Origin of the sequence: Sphingomonas limnosediminicola (assembly GCF_039537965.1) — a bacterium.
GTDB lineage: Bacteria > Pseudomonadota > Alphaproteobacteria > Sphingomonadales > Sphingomonadaceae > Sphingomicrobium > Sphingomicrobium limnosediminicola.
Genome location: NZ_BAABBM010000001.1, coordinates 211,605 through 227,863, shown reverse-complemented (window position 1 = coordinate 227,863; position 16,259 = coordinate 211,605). Strand labels below are relative to the sequence as shown.

Below are 16,259 nucleotides of genomic sequence, written 5' to 3'. Positions count from 1 at the left end.
GGCTACGCGAGCTGTCCGTGGCAATGCTTGTACTTCTGGCCTGAGCCGCACGGACAAGGAGCGTTGCGGCTGACGGGAGCTTCAACCAGTTCGCCCGTATCGTCACGCTGAGGCATCGGCGGTTGCGGGATGCTGAGCGGTGGCAGGTTCGACAGGACAGTCCCGGTCGCGGCGTCGATGTCGGCGCTGTCGTCGTCGCCCGAGAACGGATCGAGGTGCTGCGTGATGAAATCCGGAAGCACGGGCTGCGGAGGCTCTTCAAACCGGAACTGGGCCCGCATCAAGGTCCGGGTGACCTCTTCGCGGATCGCAACAAGCAGTCGCTCAAACAGCAGGAAGGCTTCCTGCTTATACTCATCGATCGGCTTCTTCTGCGCGTAGCTGCGAAGGTGGATGACCTGCCGCAACGCATCGAGTGTGGCGAGATGCTCCTTCCAGTGATGGTCGAGCGTTTGGATCAGGATCTGCTTTTCGATCTGCACCCAGTCGACGTCCGCATTCTCCGCGACCTTTGACGCCATGGCGTCATCGGCGAGCTTTTGCAGCCGATCGCTGATCATCTGCGGCTCGACGGCTTCTTCCTCGATCCAGTCGTCGACCGGCGGCTGGAGATTGAAGACATCGTCGATCGCTTCCTTGAGCCCGGCAACGTCCCATTGTTCGGGGTAGGTGCCTTCGGGGCAGCTGACGGCGACGAGGGCCGAAGCAGTCTCGGCGCGCATGTCGTTGATGACATCGCTGACGCTTTCGGCATCCATTATGTCGGCACGCTGCTCGTAGATGACCTTGCGCTGGTCGTTCATCACGTCGTCGAATTCGACGACCTGTTTGCGGATGTCGTAGTTGCGCGCCTCGACCTTCTTCTGCGCGGTCTCGATCGCCTTGGATATCCACGGCGAGACGATTGCTTCGCCGTCCTCCAGGTTCTTGTTCATCAGTCGCGCGAACATGGTCTGCGGCCCGAAGATGCGAAGAAGGTCGTCGTCGAGGCTGAGGTAGAAACGCGACAGGCCCGGGTCGCCCTGGCGGCCTGAGCGACCGCGGAGCTGGTTATCGATGCGCCGGCTTTCGTGGCGCTCGGTGCCGAGCACGAAAAGACCGCCAAGGTCGAGGACATGCTGCTTCTCGGCGACGATCTCAGCGCGGATCTGCTCGGCCTTCGCTTCATACTCCGGCGTGCCCGCTTCGAGCTCGGGGAATTCATCCTGCATCCGGAACTCGAGGTTGCCGCCAAGCTGAATGTCGGTGCCGCGGCCGGCCATGTTTGTGGCGATAGTGATGGCACCGACACGACCCGCCTGCGCCACGATATGCGCTTCGGTTTCGTGGAAACGCGCATTCAGCACCGAATGCTTGACGCCCTCCTTGTCGAAAAACTCGGACAGCATCTCCGACTTTTCGATCGAGACGGTGCCGACCAGGACCGGCTGGCCCTTCGCCTGCTTCTCCTTCACCTCCTTGGTGATGGCGCCGAACTTCTCGATCATCGTCTTGTAGAATTCGTCGTCATTGTCGACGCGCTGCACGGGAACGTTGGTCGGGATCGCAACGACGTTCATCTTGTAGATGTCGAAGAATTCCGGCGCCTCGGTCATCGCCGTGCCGGTCATTCCCGACAGTTTCGGATACATACGGAAATAGTTCTGGAAGGTGATCGAAGCGAGCGTCTGGTTCTCCGGCTCAATGGCCACGCCCTCCTTGGCTTCGACGGCTTGGTGAAGACCGTCGGACCAGCGGCGCCCGTCCATCATGCGACCGGTGAATTCGTCGATGATGACGACCTTCCCGTCCTTCACGATGTAGTCGATGTCCTTCTTGAACATCACATTGGCCTTGAGGGCCTGGTTCAGGTGGTGGACGACCTGCGTGTTGGCGACGTCGTAGAGGTTGCGCCCCTCGATCAGCCCGGCCTCTTCAAGCATGCGCTCGCACTTTTCGGTGCCGTCTTCGGTCAGGACAACGCTCTTCTGCTTCTCGTCCTTTTCATAGTCGGCCGGCACGAGCGTCTTCACGAGCTTGTCGACCGAGATGTACAGATCCGACTTGTCGTCGGTCGGGCCCGAAATGATCAAAGGCGTGCGGGCCTCGTCGATCAGGATCGAGTCCACCTCGTCGACGATCGCGAAATTGAACGGCCGCTGGACCATCTGGTCACGGCTGTATTTCATATTGTCGCGCAAATAGTCGAAGCCGAGTTCGTTATTCGTCGCGTAGGTGATGTCGGCGTTATAGGCCGCGCGGCGCTGCTCATCCGTCAAGTTCGGGACGATGACGCCGACCGTCAGGCCGAGGAAGCGGTAGACCTGTCCCATCCAGCCCGCGTCGCGGGTGGCGAGATAGTCGTTGACCGTGACGACGTGGACGCCCTTCCCTTCGAGCGCATTGAGATAAACCGCGAGCGTCGCGACCAGCGTCTTACCCTCGCCGGTCTTCATTTCGGCGATTTCTCCGCGGTGCAGCGCGATGCCGCCGATTAGCTGGACGTCGTAGTGACGCTGGCCAAGCGTCCGGACCGCCGCCTCTCGCACGGTAGCGAAGGCCTCAGGGATCAAATCGTTGAGCTTTTCGCCGTTCGCGAGGCGCTGGCGAAGAATGACTGTTTGGCCGCGCAGCTCATCGTCGGAAAGTGCGGAAATATTCGACTCAAGCGCGTTTATAGCGTCGACATATTTGCCGAGGCTGCGGACATAGCGATCGTTGGCCGATCCGAAGATGCTCTTTGCCACTGAGGCGAACATGGAAATCCCTTAAAAATCCGAGCGTTCAGGATGGCAAGAAGCCACTCGCCGACGCTATCGGGAAACTGTCGCGGGCGATGTAAGGAGCGCCCTAGCCGTAGTCAATTAAGGGGTAGTGTATGGGACAGACCGGCGGATGCATGTGCGGCGCGGTCCGCTACGAGCTGAAGAGCGAGGCTTTCGACTGTGGCTGGTGCCACTGCCGCACCTGCCAGCTCAATAGCGGAGCTCCGGCGATGGTATTTGCGAGCGTTCCGCAAGGCCATCTCGTGTGGACGTCAGGAGCGGAATTGGTGAAGTCCGTTCCCTCTTCCAATTTTGGCCATCGCGAGTTCTGCGGAAAGTGCGGAACGCCCTTCCTGATGAAGGTCGATCACCAGCCCGAAACGGTGGATTTCAGCGTCATCACCCTTGATGACCCTGAAGCCGTCGAGCCCGGCTATCACATCTTCTGGAGGAGCAAGATCGGCTGGTTCGAACCCAAGGACGACCTGCCGCGGCACGAGAAATTCAGGCCGGACACGCGGGGGCTCGACGGAACCGAACCGCCCGCGTGAAATATTAAATTAGCCGGCGTTCGATTGGCTGGCGGCGTCGAGGTTGCTTTCAAGCCACTGCTGGATCTGGCTGCGCGGCGCGGCGCCAACCTTCTGCGCGACCGGCTGGCCGCCCTTGAAGAGCAGCATCGTTGGGATGCCGCGGACGCCGTAACGGCCCGGCGTATCCGGATTCTCGTCGATGTTGAGCTTCGCGACGGTGACCTTGCCGCCGAGATCATTGGCGATTTCCTCAAGCGCCGGCGCGATCATCCGGCACGGACCGCACCATTCGGCCCAGAAATCGACGAGGACGGGCCCGTCAGACCCCAGAACATCGGTGGCGAAACTTTGATCGGTGACCGTCTTGGTGACCATGACGAACGACTCTCCTGCACGAGTGTATAAGTTAACGGACATATGGGCGGTCGGTCGACCACCCTCAAGACTACAGTTCGAACAGCTGCGGCCCGTTGGTATAGAGAAGCGCCGCACGGATGGTCCTGCCCGGGAATATCACTCGGAGCGCTTCAACATATGCCTGCATCTGGGCGCGGTGCGATGCGGGAATGCGATCGTCCTCGTCAGGCACGCGGCCAGTCTTGAAGTCGAGTACCGAGACTTGCGCCTCTTCGATGAGCAGCCGGTCGGCCGTGCCGGCGATGACGCGCCCGTCGGGCAAGGTCGCCGCCAATGGCGCTTCCCCTAGCGAGTTGGGACCGAACAAATCGGAGAAGCGATCGTCGGAGAGGACGTGGCAGACCTGATCGGCGATCTCAGCCCGCTGCCCGACGTCGGAAAGGCCTGCGGATCTTTCGAGCCAATCGGCGGCGCGCTGGCGGCGATGACCGGGCTCGACGTCCGCGAGCCGCTCGAGCAACTGATGGATCAAGGTCCCGCGGCGCGCAGCCATACGCGACTGTTCAGTCGGTGGCGGAGCGGGCTCGCGGTCCTCGGTCACTTGCGACGGGGCCAGCGGACGGGGCGGACGGGGCTCGATTGGCGCAACCGAGCGCGCCCAACTCGGAACTGGTGGCGGCACGCGCTCGACCCGGGAAGACTTGGCGGGGTGGCGGAGCGTCGCAACCGCACCACGATAACGGGTCACGGCGCTCCAGCGGTCATCGGTTTCAGATACGGCGCCGAGGTTGATAAGCGCCCGCTCGACGCGCTTGTGCCAGCTATTCTCGGCCTCGCCACGGCTCGGCGCGATGCCAGCGACGACGAGCCGCTCGCTGGCCCGCGTCATGGCGACATAGAGCAGCCGCCAATGTTCCTCGAGATCTCGCGCCTGCTCGGTCGCGATGATCGTATCGAATGGCGGCACGAGTTCGGAGCGTCTCGACCGGATCACCGGCACGTTCTTGCCGCCGACCGGCAGGCTGAGCGGCGGATTACGCCTTCCCAGATTAGCGGGGTCGACGGTAGCGTCGGCGAGAATGACATACGGCGCTTCGAGCCCCTTGGCGCCGTGGACAGTCATCACACGCACTACGTTCGCGCGTTCGGAGGGATCGCGCTGGATCTCGACGTCGCCGCGCGCAAACCAGGCGTGGAAACGCTCCAAGGATGGAATGTCGCTCCGCTCGAACATCAACGCGGCTGTCATGAGTTCATCGATTGGGTCGCGCGCGGCAAGCCCGAGCCGACCGTAGAGCCTGCGGCGTCCGCCGAGTGGCCCCGAGAGGATCGTCTCCAAGAATTGCGAGGGCGTGGTATAATCCGCCATCGCCAGAAGGTCGCCGAGCTGTCCGTGGGCTGTCGCAAAATCGTCGCGTTCGCCTACTCGCTCGCGGAGTGCCCGCCACAGAGGCGTCTTCTCACGGCCAAAAGCGAGATCGAAGAGCTGCTGCTGGCCCCAGCCGATCAGCGGGGACACCAGCAGGTTGGCAAGGTTGAGGTCGTCGAGCGGCTGGACGGCGAACGTTACTGCCGCCAGCAAGTCGCGCACGGCGAATGGCTTCGACAGGAACAGCCGGTCGATACCCGCGACGGCCACGCGCCGCTGAAAAAGACGGGCGACGATGAGGGACGCAAGCTCGCTGCGGCTCCGCACGAGGATCAGGATATCGCCGGGTGTCAGCGCCCGCCTCGTCGAATCGAGAACCGGCGCCTGGTCGATCCACTCGTGCACCTGCTCGGCAATGCGGTCGGCATATTGCCTCACGTCCTCGTCGAGCCAGCCTTCCTCCCCTTCATCGCCGTTCTCGCCTTCCAGAGCGAACGGCTTCCACAACTCGACGACGCCGGGCCGCGCGGAATGGTGCGCTTCGTGTGGCGGCGGGACTTCGGGCAGACCCATCTCGCGGAAGCCCACGTCGCCGATGACCGCATCGACGGTGTCCAAGACGGCCTGAGCGGAACGGTAGCTGGCGTTGATCGACAGATCGCGGAATTCGAGGAACGAGTCCTCTTCCGACCGCAACGCTTCTGAGCGTTCCCGCACGTCCGAGCGCATCTTGTCGAATTCGCGCGGGTCCGTTCCCTGAAAGCCGTAGATCGCCTGCTTGAAGTCGCCGACCATGAACAAGGTGCGGGTCCGCCGCTCCGCTTCGGGAGAGCCGCTGAAATATTCCTCGGCGAGCGCGCGGACGATGTCCCACTGCGCAGCATTCGTGTCCTGTGCCTCATCGACGAGGATATGATCGGTGCGCTGGTCGAGCTTGTAACGCACCCATTCACCCATGCCAGGTTGCGCAAGCAAGCGGCGCGTCCATCTGATCAGGTCGTCGAAGTCGGCAACGCCAGCAGCGCGCTTGGCATGAGCATAAGCCTCGGCGAACGCTTGGCCTGCGCGAAGGCCGGCGGCCATGTCGCAGGCGAGACGGGCAGCGCTCTGGATCCGAAGAAGCTCGCCGATCTCCCCGGCGAGCCTCTCCACGTGCTGATCGTAATCAGGATCTGCCTTGCGCTGCCCAGCCGACACCTTGCGAACATCGCCGGATCCTGTGAACGCGATCAACGCAAGTTCCGGCAAAGCAGCCGCGCGCTCCGTGGCCGTCATGCCAAGCCAGCGTTCGACCTGCTCCACGATATTGGCACCGGTCGAGGTCCCCCATCTCCGGTTTGCATTCGAGACCGCGCGCAGCAGGTCGCAGTCGAACCGGTCGTCGGAGCAATGGTGTGCGAGATAATCTTCGACCGCACCCTCGGGCAGATTCATCACGGCGCGGACCTTGTCCTCGATGCCTTCCGCGGGACCGAGCCCGCTGAGCGCTTCCTGCGAACGCGCGCAACGCATCAGATAATCGACTGCAGCCGCCTCGCCGAGACGAAGGCTTAGGCACTGCACGTCGCGCAACAGCTGTTCGTTGCCGCTCGCTTCGGCGTCGGCGAGAAGGTTCGCTAAAGTTGTCCGCCCGAGTTCCTGCTCGGCCCGGCCCTCCAGCGGCTGGAAACCAGGCGCGATTCCCGCCTCCGCCGGGAACGACGCCAACAGCGTCTGCGCGAAGGCGTGGATCGTCTGGATGCGCAGTCCGCCCGGGGCGTCCAGCACCTTGGCGAAGAGGCGGCGCGCACGCTGCACGGTCACAGGATCGTTGCGCTCACCGAGGGCGAACAAATCCTTCTTGAGGTCGGCCTCCTTCATCCGCACCCAGGCCGCAAGGCGCGCGCCGATGCGGTTTGCCATTTCCGCGGCCGCGGCCTTGGTGAACGTAAGGCAGAGGATCGTCTCGGGCGCCGCGCCCGAGAGCAACAGCCGCAGCACCCGGCCCGTCAGGACCTGCGTCTTCCCTGTCCCCGCCGAGGCGGACAAAGCGGCGTGCGCGCGTGGATCGGCGGCACGTGCCTGGTCGCCATGAAGTTGATGAAGCGGCTTGATGCGGTTGGACATCAGCCGATCGCTTTCATAAATGACGCGCCAAGGAGAGCGTGATGGCCGAGACGAACGACGGGGACGATCAGAGGCGCAACAAGCTGGTCAAGGCGGGCGTCGCCGTCGGCATTGGCTCGGCCGCCATCGTCGCCGCGCTGCTCTACGCATCCAAGGTCAAGAAGAAGCCGCGCCGGTAGCGTCATTCGCGGCCGTACCATTCTTCGAGCCGCATCAGTTGGTCATAGTCGCCATAAGGCGCATAGGCCGGGTTTAGCTTGGCCGTGAACGGCTCCTCACCTGTCAGCCATTTTGCTGCCGCCTCGCGGAAATTCGCCTCGGCGTGGGCGAGAAATTCTTTGGCGCCCATTTTCTTGTCGGGGCAAACGCGCTTGCCGAAGCTGTCACGGTCCTTCGTCAGCGACCAATATTCATGACGTTCGGGGTCTCCAGAAAAGCCGGTAAACCCGTCGGCACGAGCGATGAGGCCAAGCAGCCCGAGCTGTATCGCGAACCCTGCATCGACCGCCTTCTGCGCAGGCGCCTTCCCCGTCTTGTAATCGACGATTGCCAGGCCGCCGTCCGCGAGGGCGTCAATGCGATCAGCCTTGCCGTGCACCGCGACGCCGTCGATTGCCGTTTCGCCCGTGACTTCCGCCTTGAGCGGCGAGCGACCGCTGGCGCGATCCTCGCGCTCCTGTTCCTCGATCCATTTGATCGCCTCGAGCAGCCGAGGTGCCCACAAGGCGCGGAGCATCGGGTGGATCGTCTCACCCCGCAGCAACTTCTCCGCCCGAGGCAGGAGCTTCTCGGGCGAGCAATCGTCCTCGTTCAGCCATTCTTCGAGCACTTTGTGAACCGCCGTGCCCTTCCAAGCGGCGCTGTGGTCGGCGTCGATGGGATCGAGTGTGCGAAGCTTCAACATCGCCTGCGCGTAGAAGGCGAACGGATCGGCCTTCAGGCGGTCGACGGAGGTGACCGATATGCGTCGGGGGCGAAGCGCGGCAGCGGGGATCGGACGCGGGCGGGAACTGGGCTTCACATCGCCGGGATCGTCGAGGACCCCAACCAGGCGCTCAAGCATCGTCTCCCGAGTGATGCCACCGGTCATTGCCTGAAGACGAAGCCAGAAACGCGACGCGACCGTCGGAGACCGGTCGTCGCGGCGCGCCCTCGTCACAAGCACTTGCGGCGCTCCCAGGGCGCTCGCGAAGTCGTGCGCCGAGAGTCCGGTTCGAAAATCGAGATTTGGCAGGTTGAGGTTGGCGCGAATCTTCGGAGCCAGCCAAGGGTCGGGACTGGGTGCCGCGGGCCAGGTTCCCTCGTTCAGCCCGCTGAGGACAACCAGATCGGCTTGCTGCAGCCGCGCCTCCAGCAATCCCCAAATGAAGATGCGCGGGTGTCCGCCGTAGGGCGGGCGGACTCGCTGACGGTCCAGCAAGTCGCGCAGTACCGGGACCGCATCCTCGGCCGTGATAGTCGTCGATAGCGCAGCGTGAAAAGACGCGAATTCTGCGAGCAGATCGGCGGCCATTCTGCCATCCGCGCCGCGCCATGGACGGTCGGCAGCGACTGACTGCGCCGCATCGACCAGCTGGCCCGCAAATTCGGCGAGGCTGATCGGTCTGGCGAGAAGGTTCGCAACGGTCTCAGCATATGGTCTGACGGTCTGCCAAGCCGACTTGTCACCGAGATGTGAGTCCAACCCCGCGATTCCGGCGCCCGGTCTTGGCCCCCGAAGCTGCAGGTCCAGCACACGAACGGTGTCCAGCCACCGGACCCGGTCGTCCCCTTCGCCTCCAACCAGCGGGTGCTTGAGCAAGGCCAGCAACGGCGTTGGAGCCAAGTCCTCCGCCGCCGTGGCCGCTATGTTCAGAAGAAGGGTTCCGACCGGCGTCTCGCCGAGCGCTCGACCGGCGCTGTCGTCGGCCTCGATGTCCCATCGCCGCAGAAGCGCAGACACGCGCCTTGCGAGCATTCGGTCGGGGGTTAAGAGGGCCGCCGTGCGACCCGGCGTTTCCAGCGCTTCCCGTAAGGCCAGCGCAATCCCCTGCGCCTCCGCAGCGCCGTCGGCGAACTCGGCTGCTCTAACGCCGGTCAGGCGTCGCTCCGCCGGCTTAAGCGAACTCCATTTGTCGCTGAAGTCGGCGGCGGTCATGGCATTCGCCACCGCCCGCGCACGAACAGCCGGCGAAGCGGCTCGTCCTGCAGAGGGCCAAAGCTGAACCTCCCCGCGCGCGACACCTATGCGGTCGAGAAGCAGCTTCAAATGATATTGCGGATGGGTCTGCTCCGCTCGCCCGCGGTCGTCCGGATCGAGCGCTTCCCATTCCTCGTCCGGCAAGACGTGGGAAAGGTTCAGCGCTGGCAGGACGACGAGCCCGTCCGGCATGCGCGCCACCCGATGCAGCAACGCCGCGACTGCGGGCGCTGCGGTCGTGATGCCGGCCGCGACCGTGAAGCCAACCGGCGGGTTGTCGCGCCATCGACCGGCGAGCCGCGCGAGGAGACGGTTGCGGCGGTCGGCAAGGTCGATCCGGCCCATTTGCGCCAGGCGGCTGGGCCATTCGTCGAGGATGACCTTCAGGCGCTCGAGCGAGACTTGCCAGTGAGCGGCGAGGTCGCCCGCCTCGTCCGCCACGTCCCTGAGCCGCGCCGGATCAACTTGCTCGACCAGCAGACTGTCGAGTGTTCGGCCGAGATCCTGCGCCAGGCGCAAAGCCTCGGTCGCGCTGCCGGCGTCGCGTCGCACGAAGTCCGCGAGCAAGAGCAGCCGCTGCAGCGGCTCGACCGCCGGAGGAATGTCCTCGCTATCGTCGAGCGGCTCGAGCGCGCCGCCGATGCGCTCATCCAGTTCGGGGTCGCCGATCGGGATCAATCGTGGAAGCAGGAGCCCACCTCCACTGGCTCGAACGAACGCTTCCGTCACGGTCCGAACGGCGCGATTGTTGGGCAGCAGAATGCGGCCGCGCGCGAGCGCAAGGCGGTCCTTGCCAAATCGCTGGATCAGCCCAGCGGCGAGTGCATCGGCGAACGACCGGTTGGCCGGTATCGTGAAGACGGCCGGCCGCGCGGCCGCCCGCTCAGGCATTTTCGAGCGCAGTCTCGGTCAACGGAATCGAGCTTGGTGTGCCGACATCGAACCACAGGCCCTGGTGCACAGCGCCGAAGCAGCGCCCTTCCTCAATCGCCCGATCCCAGAGGATGTTGGTAGAGAACGGCCCCTCGGGCGCATCCCGGAGCAACCGCTTCGAGACCATCTGGATGCCGGTGAACACGAACGGTGCCACATGGCTTCGCTCCCGACGCCGAAGCCGCCCTTCGCGATCCATGTGGAAGTCGCCCATTCCTTTATGGCCGAGCGCGCGCGCCTGAGGCACGAGGAGGAGCAGCGCGTCCATCTTCGCATCGTCCCACTGCGACGCGAGAAGCCTGATGGTGTCTGCCGGGCCATCGACCCAGAGGTTGTCGCTGTTGAGCGCCAGGAACGGATCGCTGTCGATCAGGGGAGCCGCCTGGACCAGGCCACCGCCCGTTTCCATGAGCAGCTTGCGCTCGTCCGAAACGGCCACCTCGAAACCGTGCTCGCGGCCCGCGAGGTGGGCTTCGACCAGGTCGGCGAGGTAATGAACGTTGACGACCAGCTTCTTGACGCCCGCCGTTCTAAGCTTGTCGAGCACATGATCGAGCAGCGCCTTGCCGCGTACCTCGATCAAGGGCTTCGGCCTTGTTGCCGTCAGCGGACGCATGCGCTTGCCCAGCCCGGCGGCCATGATCATCGCCGTATGGGGAACCTCGGCAGGCACCTCCGCCCTCAAACGCAATGCCCGCTTCGACTTGTTCACGCCGCCTGCTTCCACGGTTCGCGCCGGTGCTCAAGAGCAATGTTGGCTCTAAACCAGTCGAGCACGGGCCTCAGGTGCGGTTGCTCGAGATCGCGCTCCAGCAATCCCCACATTCGCGGCTGGAATCGCCGGTAGCCGGGCTTGCCATCGCGTTTCCACAGGCGGGTGAAAACGCCGAGTATGCGCGTGTTTCGTTGTGCAGCGAGAGCCCAATAGGCTCGCTCCAGCTTCTCGCCCGATCCGGTCGCTGCAATGTAGCGATCAATCATCTCCCGTTCGACCGCCGGGGAGACATCGCGCCGGGCATCCTCGAGGACGGAAGCGAGATCGTATGCGGGGTGACCGGCCAACGCGTCCTGGAAATCGAGCAATCCAAAATGGCCGACGCCCGAGCGGTCGCTGATCAGCATGATGTTTTCGGCGTGATAGTCACGGAGTACGGTGACGGGTCCAAGGCCGTCTTCGGCGATTGGGCGGAGCACCTCTTCCCAAGCTTTTCGATATCCGGCGAGATCGACATCGGCGCCGACGGCCGGGCAATACCATTCGGTGAACAACTCCAGCTCCGTCAGCCACTGCTCAAGACCGTGCGGCGGTAGGCCTTCCATCGGCGCGTGCGCGTGCAGATGGACAAGGACGTCCGTGGCGAGCGCATAAAGCTCGTGCTCACGCTGCGGATCAGTGTCGAGCGTTTCGCGAAGCCGCTCGCTGCCGAAGTCGCCGAGGAGCAGGAGACCTTTTTCCAGGTCGCGCGAAATGATCTCCGGCGCGCTCAACCCAGTTTCCGCAAGCCACTCCGCCACGGCGATAAAAGGTCGTGGATCCTCGTGCGGCGGGGGCGCGTCCATCAGGACCGCGCTCCGGTCGCCCTCGACGACACGGAAATAACGCCGGAACGACGCGTCTCCGGCCAAAGGCAGAATCTCCGCCCCTGCCCACCCACAAGCGGCAAGGAAGTCAGGCGCATGCGCCGGCGGTTTCATCGTGGAGGCCATCGACCCTCCCATGACGGGGGCACATTCGCTGTCAAGATTCTCGCGCCATCGGGACCCATATCGAGCGACAGGCCGAGCGCCTCGGGCCACGCATGCTCGCCGGCACGTTCCGGCCATTCGACGAGCAGGACAGCGTCACTCGCGGCGTCCAATCCGAGTTCCTCGATCTCGGACGCATGCTCGATCCTATACAAGTCGACGTGCCAGACGGGCGGATCGAGAGCCTCATAGGGCTGAACGATTGCGAAGCTGGGGCTAGGAACTTCGCCTTCGTGTGCGAGACCCGTCAGAAACCCTCGCGCCAGCGTGGTCTTGCCGACCCCGAGTTGCCCCGAAAGTCCAATTACATCGCCCGGTCGCGCGGAACGCGCCAAAGCTGCGCCAAATCTCGCTGTCGCCTCCTCATCGGCCAAGATCATCGCGAACCTCGGGGAATGGTCAGGGTCACCGTGGTGCCCTTGCCCTTTTTCGACTGCAGATCGACGCTGCCGCCGTGCGCCTCGACGAACTGGCGCGTCAGTGGGAGACCGAGGCCAAGCGCGGCCTCACCGCGCACGCCGGCCTCGTCGATCCGGTCGAAGCGGTCGAACACGCGCGGAAGGTCCTCGGTCGCAATGCCTGAGCCGTTGTCGACGATGCGGATGACCGCACTGTCGGAATTGCCATCTGCGCTGAGCGCAATGCGGCCCTTGCGATCGGTGTAGGCAACTGCGTTGTTGAGCACGTGCTCGACGGATTCGCGAAGCCTTCGCGCATCGCCGAAAACATAGCCGACGGTCGGCGAAATCTCGGCCTCCAGCTTCTGCGATTTCTCGGCCGCCCTCCCTTTCGCCGTTTCGATCGCGGCACGGCAAAGGCCTGCGACATCGACACGCTCATGTTCGATCGCAACGCCCCGCGTGTCGCCGGTGGTCAGGTCGAGCACGTCGTTGATCAGCTTCGACAGGCGCTCCACGGACTCAATAATCGCGTCGACATAGTCCTTGCCCTTGGAACTGAGGTTTCCTGCATAGCCGCCCTGCAGAAGCTCAGCGAATCCGCCGATGGACGTCAGCGGCGTCCGCAACTCGTAGCTCATGTTGGCGACGAAATCGGTCTTCACCCTGTCAGCTTCCTCGAGGGCCTTCGCGCGCTCACGAAGCGCCGCCTCGATCCGGGTGGACGCTGTCACGTCGATCATCGTGAAGAGCGCGTTGCCATCGGGCAGCGGCACGGCCGCAAACTGGAAATGCCGCCCGTCCGTCATCGAAATGCGGCCGTTTGCGGACTGCCGCTCGTTGGTCGTCTGACGCACCATCTCCCGAATCTGTGCCGCAGCGGTCGGGTTCACGAGTTTGCGCGCCATGGCCGGAACCAGCTCATCGACGCGGGGGTGCTCAGCAAGCCACTCTTCATCGAGTTCCCAATCTTCGAGGAAGCGGCGGTTCCACAGGTAGAGACGGCCGTCGCTGGCAAAGACGCTGATGGCCTCGAACAGATTATCGAAGGTCGCTGCGCGGACCCGGAGCAACGTGTCGCGTGCCGACGCCAGCCGAAGCTGTTCGGTACGATCTTCCAGGAACAGGCGCAGCCCGCCGTCGGGTAGCGGCTGGGCCACCACGCGAAGGTGGTCGCCGTTCGGCAGCACCCACTCCTCCTCGACCACCTCGTCGGCGCTGGTGAACCACTCGCGGCGCTCGTTGCGCCACTGTGGAAAGTCGCGTGCTTCCGGCAACCGGTGATTGTCGCGCATCCGTTCCAGCACGCGATCGAACTCGGGCTTCTCCGTCAGCCATTCCGGGTCGAGCTGCGCCATCGCCGCGAATGGTCGATTGTAGAAGCTGAGCGTGCGGTCGGCGTCGAACTGAGCCGTGCCGGCCGTCATCCTATCCGCAAGCTCGCGCTGGGATTCGATGTAGCGCGACAGCTCCGTCCGGGCGTCCTCGAGATCCTGCACGTCGACGGCGAAGCCGGCGACCGCCCCCGTCGACATCGGAACGTTGACGATCCGCAGCATCCGCCGCTCGCCGCGGACGATCGCGGGCTGCATGCGAGATACGATGTGCGTTGTTTCTTGCGCCTTCTTGGCGCTGGCGACGGGACTGTCCTCGCCTTCGGCATCCACTAGCTCGAAGCCGCGTTCGATGACTTCGGCGGCGTCCTTGCCCTCCACCGCATGAACGAAGGCGCTGTTGACGAGGCCGAGCTTCAAGTCCGGCCCGCGATACCACATGGGGAATGGAGCCGCCTCGATCAGGTGCGTGAGAGAATTGAGGGCACCCTCGGTTTGACGAAGGCGAAGCGCGATCTTGGATCGCTCTTCCTCGCTGGCGCTGGTGTCGAAGAACCAAAGGAGCAAAGTGCCAGGCGGCGCGGGCGCAGGTGCGGGGCCGCCGCGAACCTCGAAGATCCGGCCAGAGCCCTCAGCGCGGACTTTCCGCGATATCCGTCCCGCGGACATCTGCGCCGCCTCGACATCGGAGGCCAAGGCTTCGAGATCGTCATGCGCAATGCCGCTGTCCTTGCCCGAAAGGTCCGCGATCCGCCGCGGCGCACGATCGAGACCAAGGTCGCGAACAAGCAACTCATCCGCCTCGACCCGCTGATCGGGTCTTACCAACAGTGGGCGTGCCGGCGTCAGTTCCAGCAATGCGGCGTTCGAGCGCGCCGCATCGAGCACCCGCTGGGCAAGCTCCATCCGGCGCGCGGCAAGGACCGAGACCGCGGCCGCGAGAACGAGCCACAGCAGTCCCAGCACGATGATCCAGACAGTCGGTGCGCCGAGAGCGCTCATGAAGACGGTCCGCTACCCCCTTGTGAGAGAACACATAGGGCTAAGAAGCGGGCAAAAGAAAGGGCGAGGAGAATTGCTCCTCGTCCCCCTTAAAATCCTACCGCGGCAAGTATCTTAGTAGCGGTAATGGTCCGGCTTGAAAGGACCTTCAGTCGACACGCCGATATAGCTTGCCTGCTTGTCGCTGAGCGTCGTCAGCTTCACGCCGAGCTTGTCTAGGTGGAGGCGAGCGACCTTCTCATCAAGGTGCTTCGGAAGAACGTACACGTCGTTCTTGTACTTTTCTGCGCCGGTCCAGAGCTCGATCTGCGCCAGCACCTGGTTGGTGAAGCTGGAGCTCATCACGAAGCTCGGGTGACCGGTCGCGTTGCCGAGGTTCACGAGGCGGCCCTTCGACAGGACGATGATCTTCTTGCCGTCCGGGAATTCAACCTCATCGACCTGCGGCTTAATCTCGGTCCATTTCATGTTGGCGAGCGCGCCAATCTGAATCTCGCTGTCGAAATGGCCGATGTTGCACACGATCGCCATGTTCTTCATCGCCCGCATGTGATCGACGGTGATGACGTCCATGTTGCCCGTCGCGGTGACGAAAATATCGGCGCGCTTGGTCGCCTCTTCCATCGTCACGACCTCATAGCCTTCCATCGCGGCCTGGAGCGCGCAGATCGGGTCGATTTCCGTGACCAGAACGCGCGCACCGCCGTTGCGGAGCGAAGCGGCCGAGCCCTTGCCGACGTCGCCGTAGCCGGCAACGCAAGCGACCTTGCCGGCAAGCATCACGTCGGTGCCGCGGCGGATCGCGTCGACCAGGCTCTCCTTGCAGCCATAGAGATTGTCGAACTTCGACTTGGTGACGCTGTCGTTGACGTTGATGGCCGGGAAGGGAAGCTTGCCCTGCTTGGCGAGCTCATAGAGGCGGTGAACGCCCGTGGTGGTCTCTTCTGAAACGCCCTTGATCGCCTCGACCGTCTTGGTGAGGTAGCCCGGACGCTCGGCGAGGAAGCGCTTCAGCGTCGCGACGAAAATTTCCTCTTCCTCGTTCGATGGCGTGAACAGCTCTTCGCCCTTCTCCACGCGATTGCCCCAGAGCGCGAACATCGTCGCGTCGCCACCGTCGTCGAGGATCATGTTGCAGGTTGTGTCGCGACCCCAGTCGAAGATGCGGACGACATAGTCCCAATAATCTTCGAGGGTTTCGCCCTTGATGGCGAAGACCGGAATGCCGCGCGCCGCGATTGCCGCCGCCGCATGGTCCTGCGTCGAAAAGATGTTGCACGACGCCCAGCGCACTTCCGCGCCGAGGTCGATCAGCGTCTCGATTAGGACCGCCGTCTGGATCGTCATGTGGAGCGAGCCGGTGATCCGCGCGCCCTTCAGCGGCTTCGATCCACCGAACTCCTCGCGCAGCGCCATGAGGCCGGGCATCTCGGTCTCGGCAATTTCGATTTCCTTGCGCCCGAAATCGGCGAGGCCGATGTCCTTCACGACATAGTCGTTGAAACGGGTTTCAGCCTGCGTCGCCACGTGAGTTTCTCCAGTTTGCATGATGCGCGCC

General features: G+C 63.7%; 11 protein-coding genes. 2 read left to right on the top strand and 9 right to left on the bottom strand.

Going from position 1 to position 16,259, the window contains the following annotated elements:
• Positions 1 to 2 precede the first annotated feature (2 nt).
• The gene (gene secA, locus ABD704_RS01125) at positions 3 to 2,738 is read right to left on the bottom strand and encodes a preprotein translocase subunit SecA (RefSeq protein ID WP_344697854.1); all 2,736 of its coding nucleotides are present in this window, start codon (positions 2,736 to 2,738) and stop codon (positions 3 to 5) included.
• A 119-nt stretch (positions 2,739 to 2,857) separates the two neighbouring features.
• On the opposite strand from secA, the gene ABD704_RS01120 reads away from it, so the two are divergent.
• Positions 2,858 to 3,295, top strand: coding sequence for a GFA family protein (locus ABD704_RS01120; protein WP_344697853.1), 438 nt, complete (start codon positions 2,858 to 2,860; stop codon positions 3,293 to 3,295).
• Positions 3,296 to 3,304: 9 nt separating this feature from the next.
• Here ABD704_RS01120 and trxA read toward each other — a convergent pair whose 3' ends face one another.
• Positions 3,305 to 3,652 (bottom strand): thioredoxin TrxA, encoded by a 348-nt coding sequence (trxA, locus tag ABD704_RS01115; RefSeq protein ID WP_344697852.1) that lies wholly within the window; start codon positions 3,650 to 3,652, stop codon positions 3,305 to 3,307.
• 70 nt (positions 3,653 to 3,722) lie between these two features.
• Complete coding sequence (addA, locus tag ABD704_RS01110) at positions 3,723 to 7,109, bottom strand: double-strand break repair helicase AddA (protein ID WP_344697851.1); 3,387 nt, start codon at positions 7,107 to 7,109, stop codon at positions 3,723 to 3,725.
• 41 nt (positions 7,110 to 7,150) lie between these two features.
• Between addA and ABD704_RS01105 the strand changes: the two genes are divergently transcribed.
• Complete coding sequence (locus ABD704_RS01105; protein WP_344697850.1) at positions 7,151 to 7,288, top strand: hypothetical protein; 138 nt, start codon at positions 7,151 to 7,153, stop codon at positions 7,286 to 7,288.
• 2 nt (positions 7,289 to 7,290) lie between these two features.
• Here ABD704_RS01105 and ABD704_RS01100 read toward each other — a convergent pair whose 3' ends face one another.
• From ABD704_RS01100 to ahcY, 6 genes are all read right to left on the bottom strand, one after another.
• A complete protein-coding gene (locus tag ABD704_RS01100; RefSeq protein ID WP_344697849.1) occupies positions 7,291 to 10,179 on the bottom strand; it encodes a PD-(D/E)XK nuclease family protein in 2,889 nt (962 codons plus the stop codon).
• Complete coding sequence (locus tag ABD704_RS01095) at positions 10,172 to 10,933, bottom strand: nucleotidyltransferase family protein (RefSeq protein WP_425565364.1); 762 nt, start codon at positions 10,931 to 10,933, stop codon at positions 10,172 to 10,174. Before ABD704_RS01095 ends, ABD704_RS01100 begins: the two co-directional genes overlap by 8 nt.
• Positions 10,930 to 11,928 (bottom strand): aminoglycoside phosphotransferase family protein, encoded by a 999-nt coding sequence (locus tag ABD704_RS01090; protein WP_344697848.1) that lies wholly within the window; start codon positions 11,926 to 11,928, stop codon positions 10,930 to 10,932. Before ABD704_RS01090 ends, ABD704_RS01095 begins: the two co-directional genes overlap by 4 nt.
• Positions 11,913 to 12,347: a tRNA (adenosine(37)-N6)-threonylcarbamoyltransferase complex ATPase subunit type 1 TsaE gene (tsaE, locus tag ABD704_RS01085; RefSeq protein WP_344697847.1), complete on the bottom strand. Its 435-nt coding sequence runs from the start codon at positions 12,345 to 12,347 to the stop codon at positions 11,913 to 11,915. Before tsaE ends, ABD704_RS01090 begins: the two co-directional genes overlap by 16 nt.
• On the bottom strand, positions 12,344 to 14,701 hold the full coding sequence (locus ABD704_RS01080; protein WP_344697846.1) for a sensor histidine kinase: 2,358 nt from the start codon (positions 14,699 to 14,701) through the stop codon (positions 12,344 to 12,346). The genes tsaE and ABD704_RS01080 overlap by 4 nt, the downstream gene beginning before the upstream one ends.
• A gap of 114 nt (positions 14,702 to 14,815) precedes the next feature.
• Positions 14,816 to 16,228, bottom strand: a complete 1,413-nt coding sequence (ahcY, locus tag ABD704_RS01075) for an adenosylhomocysteinase (RefSeq protein ID WP_344697844.1) — start codon at positions 16,226 to 16,228, stop codon at positions 14,816 to 14,818.
• Positions 16,229 to 16,259 lie beyond the last annotated feature (31 nt).